This window comes from Chroogloeocystis siderophila 5.2 s.c.1 (assembly GCF_001904655.1).
In the GTDB taxonomy this organism is placed as follows: domain Bacteria; phylum Cyanobacteriota; class Cyanobacteriia; order Cyanobacteriales; family Chroococcidiopsidaceae; genus Chroogloeocystis; species Chroogloeocystis siderophila.
In genome coordinates, this window is the sequence record NZ_MRCC01000034.1 from 1 (window position 1) to 17,192 (window position 17,192).

At 42.1% G+C, this 17,192-nt stretch carries 18 protein-coding genes; 8 read left to right on the forward strand and 10 right to left on the reverse strand.

Annotated elements, in window-relative coordinates; all coding sequences use genetic code 11:
• Positions 1 to 40: 40 nt before the first annotated feature.
• From NIES1031_RS22695 to NIES1031_RS22705, 3 genes are all read right to left on the reverse strand, one after another.
• Complete coding sequence (locus NIES1031_RS22695) at positions 41 to 370, reverse strand: nucleoside phosphorylase-I family protein (RefSeq protein WP_218596938.1); 330 nt, start codon at positions 368 to 370, stop codon at positions 41 to 43.
• A 211-nt stretch (positions 371 to 581) separates the two neighbouring features.
• Positions 582 to 1,703 (reverse strand): ABC transporter substrate-binding protein, encoded by a 1,122-nt coding sequence (locus NIES1031_RS22700; protein WP_073551701.1) that lies wholly within the window; start codon positions 1,701 to 1,703, stop codon positions 582 to 584.
• 240 nt (positions 1,704 to 1,943) lie between these two features.
• Positions 1,944 to 3,563, reverse strand: coding sequence for a mechanosensitive ion channel family protein (locus tag NIES1031_RS22705; RefSeq protein ID WP_073551702.1), 1,620 nt, complete (start codon positions 3,561 to 3,563; stop codon positions 1,944 to 1,946).
• A 112-nt stretch (positions 3,564 to 3,675) separates the two neighbouring features.
• Between NIES1031_RS22705 and ahcY the strand changes: the two genes are divergently transcribed.
• The 3 genes from ahcY to NIES1031_RS22720 all read left to right on the forward strand — a co-directional run bounded on the left by ahcY (position 3,676) and on the right by NIES1031_RS22720 (position 6,310).
• Entirely contained in the window at positions 3,676 to 4,953 is a 1,278-nt protein-coding gene (ahcY, locus tag NIES1031_RS22710) for an adenosylhomocysteinase (protein WP_073551703.1), read from the forward strand.
• Between the two features lie 74 nt (positions 4,954 to 5,027).
• Positions 5,028 to 5,645: an exopolysaccharide biosynthesis protein gene (locus NIES1031_RS22715; protein WP_073551704.1), complete on the forward strand. Its 618-nt coding sequence runs from the start codon at positions 5,028 to 5,030 to the stop codon at positions 5,643 to 5,645.
• A 59-nt stretch (positions 5,646 to 5,704) separates the two neighbouring features.
• Entirely contained in the window at positions 5,705 to 6,310 is a 606-nt protein-coding gene (locus tag NIES1031_RS22720; protein WP_073551705.1) for a DedA family protein, read from the forward strand.
• Between the two features lie 53 nt (positions 6,311 to 6,363).
• On the opposite strand, the gene NIES1031_RS22725 is transcribed toward NIES1031_RS22720, so the two are convergent.
• Both NIES1031_RS22725 and NIES1031_RS22730 read right to left on the reverse strand, forming a co-directional pair.
• Positions 6,364 to 6,657, reverse strand: coding sequence for a HepT-like ribonuclease domain-containing protein (locus tag NIES1031_RS22725; RefSeq protein WP_073551706.1), 294 nt, complete (start codon positions 6,655 to 6,657; stop codon positions 6,364 to 6,366).
• A gap of 42 nt (positions 6,658 to 6,699) precedes the next feature.
• Positions 6,700 to 6,990: a nucleotidyltransferase family protein gene (locus NIES1031_RS22730; RefSeq protein ID WP_073551707.1), complete on the reverse strand. Its 291-nt coding sequence runs from the start codon at positions 6,988 to 6,990 to the stop codon at positions 6,700 to 6,702.
• A 190-nt stretch (positions 6,991 to 7,180) separates the two neighbouring features.
• Here NIES1031_RS22730 and NIES1031_RS22740 point away from each other — a divergent pair, with 190 nt between their 5' ends.
• Positions 7,181 to 8,902, forward strand: a complete 1,722-nt coding sequence (locus tag NIES1031_RS22740; RefSeq protein WP_073551709.1) for an ABC transporter ATP-binding protein — start codon at positions 7,181 to 7,183, stop codon at positions 8,900 to 8,902.
• A gap of 303 nt (positions 8,903 to 9,205) precedes the next feature.
• Positions 9,206 to 10,456, forward strand: a complete 1,251-nt coding sequence (locus NIES1031_RS22745; RefSeq protein ID WP_073551710.1) for an L-lactate MFS transporter — start codon at positions 9,206 to 9,208, stop codon at positions 10,454 to 10,456.
• A gap of 199 nt (positions 10,457 to 10,655) precedes the next feature.
• On the opposite strand, the gene NIES1031_RS22750 is transcribed toward NIES1031_RS22745, so the two are convergent.
• Positions 10,656 to 11,030 carry a c-type cytochrome gene (locus tag NIES1031_RS22750; RefSeq protein WP_073551711.1) on the reverse strand — a complete coding sequence of 125 codons (375 nt, stop codon included), beginning with the start codon at positions 11,028 to 11,030 and terminating at the stop codon, positions 10,656 to 10,658.
• 293 nt (positions 11,031 to 11,323) lie between these two features.
• Between NIES1031_RS22750 and petG the strand changes: the two genes are divergently transcribed.
• Positions 11,324 to 11,437, forward strand: coding sequence for a cytochrome b6-f complex subunit V (petG, locus tag NIES1031_RS22755; protein ID WP_015190616.1), 114 nt, complete (start codon positions 11,324 to 11,326; stop codon positions 11,435 to 11,437).
• Positions 11,438 to 11,494: 57 nt separating this feature from the next.
• On the opposite strand, the gene rsmD is transcribed toward petG, so the two are convergent.
• Positions 11,495 to 12,040, reverse strand: coding sequence for a 16S rRNA (guanine(966)-N(2))-methyltransferase RsmD (gene rsmD, locus NIES1031_RS22760; RefSeq protein ID WP_073551712.1), 546 nt, complete (start codon positions 12,038 to 12,040; stop codon positions 11,495 to 11,497).
• Positions 12,041 to 12,100: 60 nt separating this feature from the next.
• The gene (gene hisH / locus NIES1031_RS22765) at positions 12,101 to 12,736 is read right to left on the reverse strand and encodes an imidazole glycerol phosphate synthase subunit HisH (protein WP_073551713.1); all 636 of its coding nucleotides are present in this window, start codon (positions 12,734 to 12,736) and stop codon (positions 12,101 to 12,103) included.
• 166 nt (positions 12,737 to 12,902) lie between these two features.
• On the opposite strand from hisH, the gene NIES1031_RS22770 reads away from it, so the two are divergent.
• Both NIES1031_RS22770 and NIES1031_RS22775 read left to right on the forward strand, forming a co-directional pair.
• Positions 12,903 to 13,430 carry a pyroglutamyl-peptidase I family protein gene (locus tag NIES1031_RS22770; protein WP_073551714.1) on the forward strand — a complete coding sequence of 176 codons (528 nt, stop codon included), beginning with the start codon at positions 12,903 to 12,905 and terminating at the stop codon, positions 13,428 to 13,430.
• A gap of 86 nt (positions 13,431 to 13,516) precedes the next feature.
• Entirely contained in the window at positions 13,517 to 14,878 is a 1,362-nt protein-coding gene (locus NIES1031_RS22775) for a DUF3370 domain-containing protein (protein ID WP_073551717.1), read from the forward strand.
• Between the two features lie 29 nt (positions 14,879 to 14,907).
• Here the strand turns inward: NIES1031_RS22775 and NIES1031_RS22780 are convergent, their stop codons facing one another.
• A complete protein-coding gene (locus NIES1031_RS22780; protein ID WP_073551715.1) occupies positions 14,908 to 16,230 on the reverse strand; it encodes a DUF7986 domain-containing protein in 1,323 nt (440 codons plus the stop codon).
• 69 nt (positions 16,231 to 16,299) lie between these two features.
• On the reverse strand, positions 16,300 to 17,079 hold the full coding sequence (locus tag NIES1031_RS22785) for a class I SAM-dependent methyltransferase (protein ID WP_073551716.1): 780 nt from the start codon (positions 17,077 to 17,079) through the stop codon (positions 16,300 to 16,302).
• Between the last annotated feature and the right edge of the window lie 113 nt (positions 17,080 to 17,192).

Consider the following 17,192-nt stretch of genomic DNA (forward strand, 5'->3'; position numbering starts at 1 on the left):
TCTTACGTATTTAGAACTACCATCTACTCTCTATCCTTACTTATTCAGGACTACCGCTGATGTTTGTTAAGACAACAACAACGTCTTTACCGCGTAATCTTCCTTTGCTATAGCGATGACCGTTGATGACAATACAGCCTTCGTAGCGGTTCTCACGATTATTGCGACGCATTTCACTAATAAAGCGATCGGCTTCGCTAGAAAAAGCAGAGATTAAAGCATATCTGGGTGTTCTATCAGTTTTTGCATCGCATCTTCCTGGAATTGGCGTAGCATTTGTTTTGTGAATGGGTAGCGCTGCACTTACAAAAAAACCTACTAACAGACAAAACCAACGCAGGCGGAAAATGAAGTTTGCGCAATTTTTCACGACGTCTCGCTTTTTAGTAGTTTGATTAGCAAAACAAATTAAATCCTATTATTAAAAGTTACTTTAAATAGTATTTATTGAAATTTTTATTATTAGATGATGAGTATTAGAAAAGGGCAAGGCAAGATACATAGCTGACATTTATTGAGAAAAGACAACTTTAAATATGATCGCCTTTGGTGCGAATAGCGATCGCATTCTCAACATCTACCTAAGATAACGGCTGGCGCTCATTTTGCGGTGGTAAAGCGCGTTCTTCTTTAGGTGGTAAAAATTCATCGGTAAAAATATCTGCAACCGTTGGTTGACTGCTTAATCCAAAACCTTCGACTGTCTGCGTAATTGATGTTTGTAACCGCTGGGGATCGACCGCACCTAAACCAAGCGATTCTGCTTCGGGAGTAATAATCAAGTCCTCAAGTGCGACTTGTAAGCGGACTTTCTCAGCTTCGCGATCCATTAATTTACTTTGATCGGCTGCAATCACTGCATCCAACGCTGCATTGGGATTTCTTAGCATATCTTGCATTCCTTTGAGATAGGCTCTCACAAAACCGCGAATTACGTCGGGATTTTGTTGGACAAAACTTTCTTTTGCCAAGATGGCGTTGCCGTAGAAATCTAGACCAAAGTCGTTGTAGTAAAAAACTTTAATATCATCGCGGCTTTTCCCACCTTTCAGTAACGATGGTAAAGCTGATGTCGAAAACGCGCTTATTGCATCAACCTTACCTTGTAGGAGAAACGTTTCGCGGAGTCTTGGTTCCATCGTTGTCCACGTTACCGAGTTTGGATCGACACCTGTTTCTTTGGCAAATAGCGGAAATAGTTTGCGCGGACCATCGCCTGCGGGTGCGCCGAGGGTTTTACCTGCTAAGTTTTGTGGTGAAGTGATCGCATCATCTAAGGTAAGAACCGCAAACGGTGCTTTATTAATCGGAACAGCAACCGCGATTATTTTATCGTTAGGATTTTTATCGTTAAATTCTAGCGTGTTGTAAATATCGCTAAAAGCAACATCAAATTTTCCTGTACCCAGCTTACTAATTGTATCTACATTGCCAAAGCCTCGTTCGTAGGTAACATTCAGTCCTTCGGCAGCAAAATATCCGTTATTAATCGCTAAAATCAGCGGAGCATCTAAACTTTGAAATAAAAACGCTAATTGGACATTGACATTTCTGAGGTTTGTATTTGTATTCGTATTCGCCGCAGGGCTAACGGCGGAACTACTGGGGTTATTTGCAGAAGTATTAGCCCCAGGAGAACTACAACTAGCAAGCAATGCTAGAGATGCAGCAATCGACATGAAGCGAGAAAGACGTTTAATCACCTTTAATCACAGTTGCTAGATACTTGCGATCGCATTAAAGTTGAGGCAACCACTAGTTTTCTGTATTGTGATATACAGCAAATGCAGAGTTTGTCTTACTACTAAGTGATCGCTCAATTGCAAAAGTAATTGCTTTTGGGGTCATGTTATAGCAATGGTCAATTCCGTGAATTCAACTAACTTTTAATTCTGACCCCCAATCCCTGAACCCTAGTATAACTAAGCAATACGACTGGGAAACTAACCATTATTTTTCTTGTTGTTATCAACAATTGATTGAACTTGCGAGTCTTGCAACCAAATCGTTTGTTGTGGAAAAGGAATGGGAATTCCTTCTTTATCAAAAGTAATTTTGAGACGACGGCGATATTCGCGCGCAACGTCCCATTGTTTCAATGGTTGCGTTTTGATCCACACGCGAATCACCAAACCGCGATCGCCAAAATTTTCTACTCCCAACACCTGTGGAGTTTCGATAATATGTTCCATCCACCGAATATCCTGCGTCATTTCAACACCGATTTGATTGATAAGTTTCAACGCTTGGTCAACATCAGCGTGATACGCGACAGGAATATTTAAATCAGCGCGCGACCAACGACTCGAAAGATTCGCAACAATTTTGATTTCGCTATTAGGAATTGTAATCAAACGTCCTTCCGCATCTCGTAGTTGGGTAATGCGTAAATTTAAGTTTTCGACTAAACCGCCAACGGTTCCTACTTCGATGACATCTCCAAGCGCATATTGGTCTTCTACGATAATTAAAAAGCCATTGATTGCGTCTTTAATTAGGTTTTGCGAAGCCAAAGAAATCGCAACACCCAGCAAGCCCGCACCTGCAAGGATCGGCGCAACATTGACCCCTAACGCTGTTAAAGCGACAACGATACCAATAATGACTCCACTCAACGTCGCGATACTTTTGGTGACGCCCGAAATTGTTGAAACACGCAATTGCAGTCTTAAAGCATCTTCTGAAGTCAGTAACGCATTATTTGCAAAAGCTGCGGTGAACTGGTCGATCAAAATATAGCTCAAGCGAATAACGACATAAGTTCCTATCCCTACAATGACTAGCGTAAACGGAATTGTAAGTGCTGTAAAAATCCAAGCTTGGACAATGCGCGTGAAGGGAAATAAACCTAAAATAACCAGCGTACCACCGCCCCAAACAAGACTCTGCGTGAGTTGAAAAAGTCGCCGGCGAACTTCTTCGATGTTACGATGTCGCTGTCGTGTGAGTTGCGTTGTTACAGGATTCGTTGTTTGTGGAGTCGCAAACGTCACGGGTTGCTGTTTTAAGCGCCAATACCAGCGGCGGATTCCCCAGCTTGTGATAACTACACCGAGAAAAACGCCAGAGGCGATCGCGCCTTGACGCTGTAAAGATTCAGGTTGTCGTTCTTGTTTTGCGCGTCTAAGGTTTTGTTCGAGTGATTGTGCTAATCTTTGTGCCACACTAAAGGGATCTTCTTCCTGTTGCACTTGCGCATCAAGGTCGGTTACTGTCAACAACAACTGATCGTTAACGTAGATGACGGGTAGATTATTTTCTGTTCTGATATCTATCTGAAGTGCGTCAGAATCGCTTTGAATGTAATTTTGGCTAATAAGTTGTAATCGCTGCTGAATATCGTCAACGCGCTGCTGTAGGCTAGCTCTAGGTGCCGCAATTTGAAACAAGCGACGACCATCCAGTCGAATTGATGCTGTCACAACCTGTGTTTCTGAAGTATCTGCCTGTTGCGTGAGATTAGGTAAAGGTATGGGAAGTGCTGGTATTTGAGCAGAAAAGGGAGAAACAATGACAGTATTAAGAAAAATTGACCCTGTAATTGCCCAAAATCGAGAGTGCATCTCTATCCTCCAGCGCAAAGTATTCTCTGTTACATAGAGTAACGGTTAATAATATGTAAAGAATACAGTTAAGCTAGGGGACACGTCCCGGTTCTAAACTAAAGGATAATTAATGACTGCAACTTCAACTAAGCCAAAGTACGAGATTAAAGACCTTTCCCTGGCAGCAACAGGAAGACAGCGGATCGAATGGGCTGGGCGCGAAATGCCCGTATTGCGTCAAATCCGTGATCGCTTCGCGCAAGAAAAACCTCTTGCTGGAATTCGTTTAGTTGCGTGCTGTCACGTTACCACCGAAACCGCCCATTTGGCGATCGCGCTCAAAGCTGGTGGCGCAGACGCAATCCTCATTGCGAGTAACCCACTTTCGACGCAAGACGACGTAGCTGCTAGCCTCGTTGCGGATCACGATATTCCCGTTTTCGCGATTAAAGGCGAAGATAACGAAACCTATCACCGTCACGTTCAAATTGCCTTGGATCATCGCCCGAATGTGATTATCGACGACGGTAGCGATGTTGTCGCCACTTTAATTCAGCAACGGCAACACCAAATTGCTGATATCATCGGCACCACCGAAGAAACAACGACGGGTATTGTTCGCCTCAAAGCGATGTTCCGCGACGGGGTGTTGACATTTCCTGCAATGAATGTTAACGACGCTGATACCAAGCACTTCTTCGATAACCGCTACGGTACAGGTCAATCAACGCTTGATGGCATTATCCGTGCAACAAACCTTTTATTAGCCGGAAAAACAGCAGTTGTTGCTGGTTATGGTTGGTGTGGTAAAGGAACTGCACTGCGGGCGCGCGGAATGGGTGCAAATGTCATTGTCACCGAAATTGATCCCATAAGAGCGATCGAAGCTGTCATGGATGGTTTTCGCGTGATGCCAATGTCTGAAGCTGCACCAGAGGGCGATTTATTTATTACTGTAACTGGTAATAAGCACGTCATTCGTGCCGAACACTTTGCAGCAATGAAAGACGGTGCGATCATTTGTAACTCTGGTCACTTTGATATTGAAATTGATCTAAAATCACTTGGTGCAACTGCGACAGAAGTTAAGCAAGTTCGTAACTTTACCCAAGAATACCGGATGCCTAATGGTAAATCGGTTGTTGTTTTAGGTGAAGGACGTTTAATTAATTTAGCTGCTGCTGAGGGACATCCTAGCGCGGTGATGGATATGAGCTTTGCTAACCAAGCTTTGGCGTGTGAATATTTAGTGAAGAATAAAGGATCGCTAGAACCTGGTATTCACTCGATTCCGACCGAGGTTGACCGAGAAATTGCGCGTCTGAAGCTACAAGCAATGGGAATTAACATTGATACTTTGACAGCAGAGCAAGAAGAATATATTAACTCTTGGACTGCGGGTACATAATTTTACCGACTGCGAATAAAATGTTGCGGGGCGTTGTTGGCAGCGCCCCGTTTACTTAAACAGGAAATTCAATCGTGGCTCGACTTTCTGTAGAATTACACCGCTACTTTTTTGAAGAAAAACGCCCCCCACAGGTGAATTTGTCACAAATACTGGCACTCGCCGGGGAACGTATATTCGGCTTTTTATTTGTGGTATTGTCTTTGCCCTCAGCTTTACCCGTACCTGCCCCAGGATACTCAATTCCGTTTGGGATCTTGCTTTTTTTACTTGCCGTACAGTTGATTATTGGAGCTAAATCTCCTTGGCTACCACCACGGCTGGCAAATCATCCAATCGCCTTAAGACAAATCCAAGGCATTCTAAAAACAGGAATTCCGTGGTTAAAACGCATTGAAGCGATCGCGCGTCCCCGTTTGAGTTACATCTGTACCAGTATCAGCGGGCGCGCTGTGATTGGTTGTGCGATTGCATTGATGGCAATTTCCATGATGATCCCGATTCCTGGTACAAATACGCTTCCAGCTATGGGGATTTTTGTGACTGGCTTTGGCTTACTCGAAGACGACGGCGCAATTAGTTTAGTTGGTTTAGTGTTGTGTCTTCTCGGCGCAATTTTTTCGATATCAATTCTCATTGCCTTGTTTATTGGTGGTGCAAGTCTTCTCGATTGGCTTAAAACACAGTTTTAGCAATAAGTCAACTATTTAATCAAGCCGTCAATCTAAAACTGGATCAGAATATAAACTTTATGCTCAATTGGATTACAGACACCATAAGTTCTCTGGGATATGTGGGAATTGGATTGTTGATGTTTCTAGAAAATTTATTTCCACCGATTCCCTCAGAATTAATTATGCCTTTAGCAGGGTTTACTGTTGCTAGAGGACAAATGCAGTTTATTCCTGCGATCGCGGCTGGAGTCTTGGGTACTGTGATAGGTGCATTACCTTGGTACTATGCCGGTAAAATTCTCGGAACCGAACGTTTACAACAGCTAGCAGACAAATACGGTAAGTGGATATCAATTTCTAGCAAAGATATTACTAAAGCAGATCGCTGGTTTGAACGCCACGGTGGTAAAGCTGTCTTCGTTTGTCGCTTAGTTCCTGGAGTGCGCACTTTGATTTCACTTCCTGCGGGTATCAGTGGAATGCATTTAGTGCCGTTTTTGCTCTATTCAACGCTGGGCACTTTATTATGGGTAGGTTTGCTGACTTATTTAGGTTACGTTCTAGGAGATAACTACGAACTAGTAGACGAGTATCTTGCTCCTGTTTCTAAAATTGTGGTTGTTACTCTACTTATCGCCTTCATTCTTTGGGTAATCAGAAAGAATATGCGGCGCTATAGCTAAGACTAAATCACTATCATCTAGTAACAATTTAAAGTCTTGAATACGATTTTTATTTACGAATCTGAAATGTGCTCCATCACTTCTTGAAGTTGTTGTATTAGTGGAGGCAAATCAGTTTGGATAGTTTTCCAGATAATTTCCAAATTTACTCGAAAGTATTCATGTACAACAATGTTGCGAATTCCTCGAATATCAACCCAAGGAATCTCTGGATAAAGAATTTCAATCTCAGGTAGGAGACTACCTGCTGCTTCACCAATAATTGCTAAGTTGTATAGAACCGCTTTTATCGTTTTTCTGTCATTTTGAAATTCTACAAAGCTCATATTTTTGGTGAAGTCTTTAATTTCAAGGCTTCACCAAAATATCTTGAATTCTAGCGCAATTTTTTAGAAGGCACGTACAACTTCCCGTAAGACAGGTTCTTGCAGATAAGACTTTAGCGAATCCGTTGTTCCTAAATCCACAGAACATTCTAAAATCTTCTCTAGATAACGCTGTAGTCTCACAAATGTCAACAGCCCAACAGGTTGCTCAAATTCCACTAGCAAATCAACATCACTCTCTGCCGACGCTTCATCTCTAGCAACGGAACCAAACAGCGATAATGATTTCACATTAAAATCCTTCAGTTTTGTCTGATGGGCTAGTAAAATTGCTAAAACCTCATCTCTTTTCATCTTGCTCAAGTCATCACCATCGTCATTGTAGCTCTAGACGCAAGCTTGATTTTGGCATAAACTCACCAAAGTAAATCTCAAATTTTAAAAAATGCGATCGCTTTTCGCACTGCAATTGCATGTAGTGCAGTGAAACAGTTACTGATACTGGTAACGTCAGATCAAGAATAATTCGTTTGGATACTACAGCTTGAAACGCTTTCATTACTGGCAACTTTTACCTTACGTTCAGCCGCAGTGGAAAACTATAGCGCAGGCTTTTGCTTGCACATTAGTATTTACTGTTTTTTGGCCTATACTCGCGTGGTTAGCAGGTCGCATTGCAGCCTATATTGGACAGGGAAATGTTACCGCGATCGCTCAAATTGCAGTTATCAGTGCTGTCGTATTTCTCAGTCAAAAGATCGCACAGTTCGGTCAAGATTCATTGATGGCAAAAGCTGCTTTATTTATTGCGTTTGATCTGCGTCAGCAAGTATATGCCCATCTACAGCGATTAAACTTAAGCTATTTTGAAACTGCTAAGACGGGTGACTTGTCATATCGTCTCACCGAAGACATTGACCGCATTGGGGAAGTCATCAATAAAGTCTTTCACGACTTTATTCCTTGTGTGTTGCAGTTGATTGTCGTTTTGGGGTACATGATTTATCTCAACTGGCAACTTACACTATCTACATTGATTATTGCGCCATTAATGGCAATTTTGATTGGTTGGTTTGGCGAACGATTACAGCAAGTTTCGCGCCGCAGTCAAAATCAAATATCAGATTTATCAGCATTACTGATTGAGGTTTTTAGTGGTATTCGTTTAGTGCAAGCTTTTGCTGCCGAAGATTATGCCTTAAGTCGCTTTCGTCAAGATGCGGAACGCAATCGTAAAGCGAAATACGCTGCAGAGAGATTAAAAGCGATTCAGTTTCCAGTCATTGGTTTTCTCGAAGCTATCAGTGCTTTAATATTATTGTTTTTAGGTGGTTGGCAAATTTCTACAGGGAACCTGACTGCTAGCGAGTTTGTCAGCTATGTCGCTGGTTTAGCATTATTAATTGATCCAATTTCACACATCACAACTAATTACAACGAGTTTAAGCAGGGACAAGCATCAGTAGATCGCATTTTTGAGTTACTAGCAATCAAACCCACTGTTTTAGAAAAGCCAAATGCGATCGCCCTTCCTCCTGTTACAGGCAAAGTAGAATATCGCCACGTCTGTTTTGCATATAAACCTGAACAACCCGTAATCAAAGACTTAAGCTTACTAGCGCATCCAGGTGAAAGAATTGCGTTTGTCGGTGCTTCGGGTGCAGGTAAAACGACGATTGTGAATTTGTTACCGCGCTTTTACGATCCGCTATCTGGTGAAATTTTAATCGATGGTATCGATATTCAAGATGTCACCTTGCGTAGCTTAAGACGACAAATTGGAATTGTCCCGCAAGAAACAATTCTTTTTTCAGGGACGATCGCCCAAAATATTGCCTTCGGTAAAACCGAGTTTGATCTCAACGAAATTGAGACAGCCGCTAAAATCGCGAATGCACATCGGTTCATTACGCAATTACCTTATGGTTATGACACTGTAGTCGGAGAACGCGGTGTCAATTTATCAGGAGGACAACGCCAAAGACTTGCGATCGCCCGTGCAGTGTTACTCAATCCGCGCATTCTCATTCTTGATGAAGCAACAAGCGCCCTAGATTCTGAGTCAGAAGCATTAGTACAAGAAGCTCTAGAAAGGCTAATGCATGGTCGTACAGTCTTTATCATTGCGCACCGTTTAGCGACGGTACGGCGCTGCGATCGCATTTTAGTCATCGAACAAGGGCAAATTGTCGAATCAGGTACACATGAGGAGTTATTGGCCCTCTCGCGCCGCTACGCCCGCTATTATTCCCAGCAATTTAATTAGTGGGCTTGCTAGTTGATGTTAACGTCGCGCAACTTGAGCAAACTTTGCAGAGCCAAGGATATGTATTGAATAGATGATAATAAACTAGAACAAAGCAGGGGCAGTCTGTAAATAGACCGCAGAGGAGATCTGAGGAGAAATAATATTCAATGTCAGCAAATAGTTTTGCTCAAAAATTATCTCAATTAGTTATATCGTTTGCTTGTCGCCGAAAGTGTCGATTATTACTTCCCCTGACACTGCTAGTTGATACCCTAGAGCATTGATCAGTTAATTCAAGGCGGTTTACGGCTGTTATAACCTATGGATGTTATTGATCGTGACTCAGAGTTAACAGTGTTTGGACTACCCGCTGAGCAAGGTAGATGGTTACTGATTCCTCTGGGTATGACTATCTTACTTTGTCTAGGGAGTGTTTACTCCTGGAGTATTTTTAGAAAACCCTTAGAAAATGAACTGAATATTAGTGCAACCGAAAGCCTATTACCCTATACTGTTGCTCTTGTTTTCTATGCTGCACTCATGCCGATTGCTGGCTGTTGTATCCCTCGGATAGGAACTCGCATCATGACGGCGATCGGGGGCATCGTAGTTGGCTTGGGTTATATTCTTTCAAGCTTTACCACTCATATTGGGATGATAGTCCTCACCTATGGTGTCATTGCTGGAACAGGAGTAGGTATTGCTTATGGTGTACCAATGGCTGTGGTTGCTCGATGGTTCCCCGACAAAAAAGGATTAGCCGTGGGCTTGACGATTATCGGTTTTGGGCTTTCCCCCCTGATCGCTGCTCCTGTAGCCAATTACTTAATTGGTAGATACTCGGTTAGACTAACTCTGCGGATTTTAGGCATCACCTTTACAGCGATTATTCTGGGAATTGCGATCGCCATGAAATTGCCTCCGCAAGACTGGTGTCCCCGTCGGATAGCTGTTCCAGTATCTACTATCATCCCGAGTTATCCTACGCATCTACTCAGATCTCAGTCATTTTATGGGCTATGGGTTTGCTATGCGATTGGTACTTTGATTGGATTGAGTGCCATTGGTATTTCGAGTCCAGTTGGTGAGGAGATGATTGATATCAATCCGAGATTGGCAGCAAGTAGTGTTTCTCTATTTGCGCTCTTTAATGGAGTCAGTCGTCCTTTGTTTGGCTGGTTAAGTGATCGCTTTAAACCTCATTATGTGGCGATTCTGTCTTATACGCTCATCTTGATTGCCTGCGTGTTGATGGCCAATGCTCAGAAAGGACAAATTGCCACGTATGTTATTGCCTTTTGCCTATTTTGGTTTTGTTTGGGAGGATGGTTAGCAATGGCTCCTGCTATCACCCTCCGGTTTTTTAACCCTGATCGGTATGTTCAAAATTACGGAATTGTGTTTACCGCCTATGGTACAGGTGCTTTGATTGGAACTTTGGTGACTGGACGAATTCGGGATTGGTTTGGTACTTACGTTTACGTATTTTATCTAATGGCTCTACTTGCCATTATTGGCATTGTTGTTGCCAACCTCATGCTCAAGCGCAGCGATCGCCTGTATTCGCAATGAAAACATAGGGTTAAACAAGGGCACAAAAAAATTCAACGTATTTTGTGGGTGGTGACTGAAGACACAGAAGTAGATATTGTTCAAAATATCAAATACAAATGTGATCTGAGTGCATTCACTCATCTAAAATCTGCCCTTGTGTAAAGACTTGGTTGAGTAGGAAAGGTGATTCAATATCTGGTAAACTTGCGATCATTTCTCAAAGCGTTTCCAAGTAACTTAACAAGTCTGCCATTTCTTTCGGACTTGGTTTGAACTGTGGCATAGGTGGTGTATCACCGCTGATGACTTGATGAATCAGACCAAAACGAGATTTACGCTTAGAAACACCTTGCAAACTAGGACCAACGTTACCATCGGCTTGCCAACCATGACAACCCGCACAGTTCATTTGAAAAATTGCATTTCCTTGTACCGGATCTCCTGTTAGTGACAAAACATTCTTAACATAAGGTTCAGAAACTCTTACCCTATGCACACCTACAACAACTAAAATTGTAGCTAGCAAAATCGCCAAAGCGATGAACGCAAGCCGTTGGAGTAGAATTTCTGGTTTAGCGAGCTGATTAGCCAAAAGCTGATTACTTGAATTGAGAATTCACAAAAATATTTATCTCCTAACACATAGCTTAAAAGTTCTTGATAGTGTTCGCAAGCAAAGTCAATTAAATCAGCCTGTGCAGTTAAGTTTTGTGTAGATAAATTAACTAACGCTCTGGTTTTCTCCTAACGCTAATTCAGTGTATGCTGGTAAAAGTCTATGATTGTTGGCTACTATTGGGTCAATTAAACCTTTTACAGTCTAAGCCACGAAGCGTGATTGCGCGTAGCGCAGCGCTTTTATGCGATCGCAACAGGAGATATGACATGGTTGAACCACTACTCGATGGTATTGTTCTGGGCTTAATAGTGATTACTTTGGCTGGTTTATTTTTTGCTGCGTATCAGCAATATAAGCGAGGCAAACAATTGGGTTTATAAGCTGCAATAGCCATCCGCTCAAGACTGCTAGCCCTTCTAATTGTTTTAGAAGGGTTTTTAAGGCTTTAGGTTGACTACACAATAGAAAGTAACAGCACTATTTCCGTAAACTTTTTCTCGACAGATTTCTAGTGTAGAAGGTTGCAACTTGGGCAGATCGGGATGATGTTCTACCGCAAGTTCGCCATTGTGATGCAATAATTGATAGTGTGCGATCGCCTGCATGACTGGTAAATATATATCACTGGCATAAGGTGGGTCGAAGTAGATGCGATCAAACTGTTGTCCTGAAAGTGTTTTTAACCGCTGCACGACATCTCCGCGCAAAACTTGAAAGGTTTGCTCTGGCTGTGCTACTCGTTGCCAATTTTCTTTAATAATTGTACAGGCACGGCTTGATTGCTCAATTCCCACCACTAAAGCTGCACCACGACATAACGCTTCTGCGCCCATTGAACCGTTACCCGCACAAAGGTCCAACCAACGACTACCAGCGATCGCACCTTGCCAAATATTAAAGACGGCTTCGCGTACCCTTCCTGTTGTTGGTCGGGTGTCTCTCCCTGGTAATGTTTTGATGAGACGATTGCCGTGAATTCGCATTAAAGAGGGGCTAGGAGTTAGGAAAATTGTAACTAGCATCTACTCTACAGCAATGTATATCTACACTGGTACGACAGTGCGAACTTGCTGCACGAAGTTGGAGAGGATTTGCAACCCAGCAGTTGAAGATTTTTCAGGGTGAAATTGCATTGCCATAAGATTGTCACGGGCGATCGCTGCTGTAACACTTTGACTACCATGCGTTACCGTTGCAGCTTGAATTGTAGAATCTTCAGGCTCGACATAGTAGGAATGGACAAAATAAACCCAAGGCTGCGCTGGTAAATTTTGCCATAAGGGACAATGAGGTTGAGTAAATTCTAATTGATTCCAACCCATATGCGGAATCGTAATTCCTGGTTCGCTGCTAAAGCGCCGTACTGTACCAGAAATAATTCCCAAACCAGGCTCTACACCTTCTTCACTACTATCAAACAAGACTTGTAGCCCCAAACAAATACCAAGAAACGGTTTACCGCTTGCGATCGCATCTTTGATTGGTTCCACCAAGTCACGGGATCTTAAATGCTGTACAGCAGGATCGAATGCGCCGACACCAGGTAACAATACAGCATCAGCTTTTGCTAATTCTATAGCTGAGTCAGTAATTTTCGGAGTCGCGCCAGCTTTTTCTAAACCTTTACAGACTGAGTGCAGATTACCCATGTCGTAGTCTATAACTGCGATCGCTGCCATCGGGCAGACCCCCTTTAATTATTACCCACTAAATTTATTGTAAGTGAAACTAACTCACTCTTAAACCACACCCTAACAGCATAGCAATCCTACATAATTCTCATGCGAATCCCTCTCTAACCTTCGTGTACTTTGTGGTTCCTTTCAAAAAAAGCTTACAACTCAAATGCCTCCTCAAATTCTGCTAACTTCATTTACAACATGGCTACCTCATCAAAAATCCAATTCATCCGACGATCTCATTGCCAAAATCCACGAGCTATATCTTACAAATAGCGATTTAAAACTACCGCTACTAACCGTTTTAAGAAGACTACCTGTTGATACTCAACAAGCCAGCAATTATGTCATCAGTAAAATTACTGAAATTCAACCCAATGCGATTATTTGTTGTGGTATGGCAGAAAGCCGATCACAATTAACTGTAGAATCTCGTGCCACTTGTGGAAATATCGCTTTGCGATCGCCAATTGATTTAGAACAACTGATTGCTGAGCTTTCTGTAACCCAAATCAGTCACGATGCCGGAAAATTTGTTTGTGAAGGACTTTATTTTGCTGTTTTGAACCATATCACAACACAGAAGTTAAACAGCCATTGTCTTTTTGTTCACGTACCAATTTTGACAGACGAGAATATCCAACAAGTAACAAAAGACTTCATATTAATTATTCAAAGGATGGCACTTTTATGAGCTATGTTGTGTCTTATTTTGAATTAACTACAACTTAACAAAAGGGTCGAGACAACTTTTCTGACCCTCATTCTATGACTGCTGTTATGCTGCCATTGTTACCCGTATTCACATTTGCTCAAGCTACACCTGCACCAACGCCACCGCAACAAGAAATCGTACAGCCGCAACAAGTACGTCCCTTACCAGGATCTTTAGATCGCGTTCCCGTCTTTAATAGCAATAGCCCCGAAGTCGTCCAAACTGAGGGAATTTTATTATCTACGTTTCCTCCCACTGGAAAACAAACCGCGAATGTGCACCTCAACTTCCCGTTTCAAGGACGATTTGATATTTTTGCGCATCACATCGCTAAAGCAACTTCTCCAGAAGACTTACGCACGCTTTATCTGGGAGTTTTGCTGCATAATCCAAGTACGCAACCTGTTACAGTCGATGTTTTACAAGCCGCAAGTTATTTAAGTCAACCTGACGCACCGTTTATCGAGTTACCACCTCAAACTGAAAATCCTTTAGGAACAATCTTTGCAGGACCAGGCGATCGCGTCATGAATGATATTCTACGCGGAAGGCGACAGTCAATATTTCCTGCGCAAATTACTATTCCACCACAGCAAAGTCAGATGTTACTTAATTTACCAATTCCTGTACAAACGTTAGAACCACCAATTAATGGACGTTCTACTTTGATGCGGCTACGTAGCAGTGGGAGAGTTTACGCCGCAAGTTTGGCAATGTATGCTAAATCTAATCCTGATGGAAGTGAAAGAGCACCAACTTTAGCCGAATGGCAACAACTATTAGAAACAGGAAATTTAGCAGAACCTCGCGATCGCGCTCCGACTCCTCCCCAAGCAGGTGGTAAAGTGATTTATGGTCGTGTTGCTGGAGTTGCGCAAGGTTCTCAATGGCAAGCTCAACTTTTTGATAGTCCTAGTGTGCAATATCTCAGTATTCCTGAGCGGGGACAAGCGTTTTCTTATGGTTTAAGTACCTTAACTGCAGGAAGACAAGGGACAAATCAAGTCCAAAGTGCGCCATTGTTGGTACGTTATCCTGATACTGCCTATCAAGCACACGGTAATTATGGCATTGAATACAACCTGAGTTTGCCGTTGTACAACAATACTAATCGACCTCAAACAGTAAGTGTATCGCTACAAACACCACTTAAAGAAGACGAATTAACCCAAGGGGGATTGCGGTTTTTGATTCCGCCTGCAACTCAAAACTTCTTTCGCGGTACAGTACGACTACGTTATAGTGACGATCGCGGTTTACCTCAAACTCGGTATGTTCACTTGGTGCAAAAAAGAGGACAAGCAGGAGAACCACTTATATTATTGAATATGCCACCAGGCGATCGCCGACTCGTACAAGTTAATTTTCTCTATCCGCCAGATGCAACGCCACCACAGGTGTTGACTATTCAAAATATGGGACAGTAAAAGAGTAAAAGAGCAGAGGAAAACTAAGATTAGGGCTTTTGAAAGCCGAGTGCTGCTTTCTTTTTCGTCTTTTTCGATTTTGACTTGTTTACTTCTGCGACGGCTTCTTCAAATAAGTTGTGCAAATGAACTGGGACGCTGGCGATTTCTGGTAAATCTGGTACGAGTGGTTTATCAAATTCCTCTAGCCACGATTCTAAATCGCGGTCGATTTGAAATGGACGCTGAAGTACACTTTGCAGGACTTGTTCAAGTTGTGTAGGATACTTCTGCGCTAGACGTTGCCAAACAAATGCATTAATTTTGGGGTCTTCAAGATAGTTGCGAATCAGTTTTTCTGCGCCTTCGACCGTTTGCCAATCTTCGGCTTCTAGTAACGCCACGACACGATGATAGGTAGGTAAAAACATTTGTCCCCAACGGGGATGCGATAGTGCTGTTACCTGTTCAGCTTTTTTGAGTTCAGCAGGTAAATCGACTTTTTGCATCACCATTTTAGCTGTCGTTTTGTTTTCAAACAATTGAGCGACTTTGCCGTCTAAGCCTGCTTCTGCGGCGGCAGTTTCAAGTTCCTCTTGATCAATTCCTGCTTCTTGTGCAACTTCTGCAAGTGTTTTAGATTCATCAATACCTGCTGCTGCTAAGCGCTGTTGCATTAAGACTTCTTGAAATTCAGCGATCTTTTTATTGAGTTGATACCCTGGCATTGATACTTCATCACTACCAAAGAAATCGATAAATTGTTGGTGGTAACGCGCGACAGATTCCCAAGCTGCGGCGAGTAAGTCCGGCGCGTCGCTGTAGAGATGCTTTTTGTAATTGTCTTTGAAATTTCCAATAGCTACTGCTAGTTTTGGTTTACCTAATCTACCCAATGGCGTACAAGGTCCCGAAAACGTCCAACAAGTATCTGTAACTGGCGAAATTCGTGTTAATAAGATTTCTCCTTCTTTGTAACGGCGGATTTCATCTGCAAATTGAGCATTATCAGGTTTAACAGTATAGTGTTTAGCTGTTAACCAGTTCATTAGCTCAAATCCATCAGGCAAAATTTGCGTAATCGCAAATAAGCCCATAAAACTACGACGCCAACTTTTCACTAGCTGACGATCACTTTGCGATAATTCCGGATGATGTTCGATAAATAAGTCTATTGGTGTTTTGTCACCAACTTGTCCTTCGCTCAAAAAGCTATCAACAATAATGTCCTGTTGCGCTTTATTTCCTCTGTCGCGCTGCGCCTGCTTTGCTGCATAAGCTTCAAGCGCAGCTGCTAAATCCCCTTCGGCTTCTAAAACAAAATCGAGTAAGGCTTGTTTTAGTTGGTGCGATCGCTCTAATGCTGCATCCACAACTTATTATTCTCTCAGTTCAACACTTTAATAGAGTATAAGTTCTCTTTCCGACTAGCAGGGTATTTCCTAACGTTTATGAGCAACAAACTCGATATTAGTAGCAATGTATTTGAGGAAAGTGTTTTCAGTCAACCATTGGTCAAGTAGTTCAAACTGATGGTAGTTGGCGTATGCTACTCTATTTTTTGGAAAAAGTTGTCTATGCCAGATATCAAGAATTTGGAAATTAGTTTGCTCAAGGAGTTGTTTAACTTTTTTCTTACTATACAAGCGAGCGTGATAAAAATTCCCACGTAAATGAGCTAAATGCTGCGTCCAAGAAAGGTGATAAGGCAAGAAAAAGCAGAAAAAAAGTCCACCTTGTTTTAAAATACGATGAATTTCTCGCAAAGATTCTAAATGATGAGGAACGTGTTCTAAAACACCAAAGCTTAAGACAACATCAAAAGATTCATTTTCAAAAGGAAGCAGATATGAGTGATTTAAGCAAATGACTTCCAAAGATTCTGCTTCCACAATAGGTGTATTTTGACCAAAAGCTGAATCACTATTACCTAGGACATCACAGCTAGTAACACCCGCACCCATTTCTTTTAGTAAAAATGTAATAAATCCTTTTCCACAACCCCAATCAAGTATCTTTAAACTACGCAGACTTCTATCCAACCATTTTGAAGAGAAATCACTGACATAATCTGTAAGATAAAGGTAAATATTTTGAGATGCAGGATTCTGCAAAAATGCATGACTGTCTAAATCCGCCGATAAATCTATTAATCTTTGATTTAAAGGTAACAGCTTCTGGAAGTGGATTTTTCGGAAAAGAACTAAGTCACTACCATGCATTTACTTAAATCCCGTCAATCCATCTATAACAAAAACCTTCTTCAACATTACCAGTTAAAGAAGGAATTTAGATGAACCTGGCACGGAGCTATTGTACCGCAGGGCTACCCCCA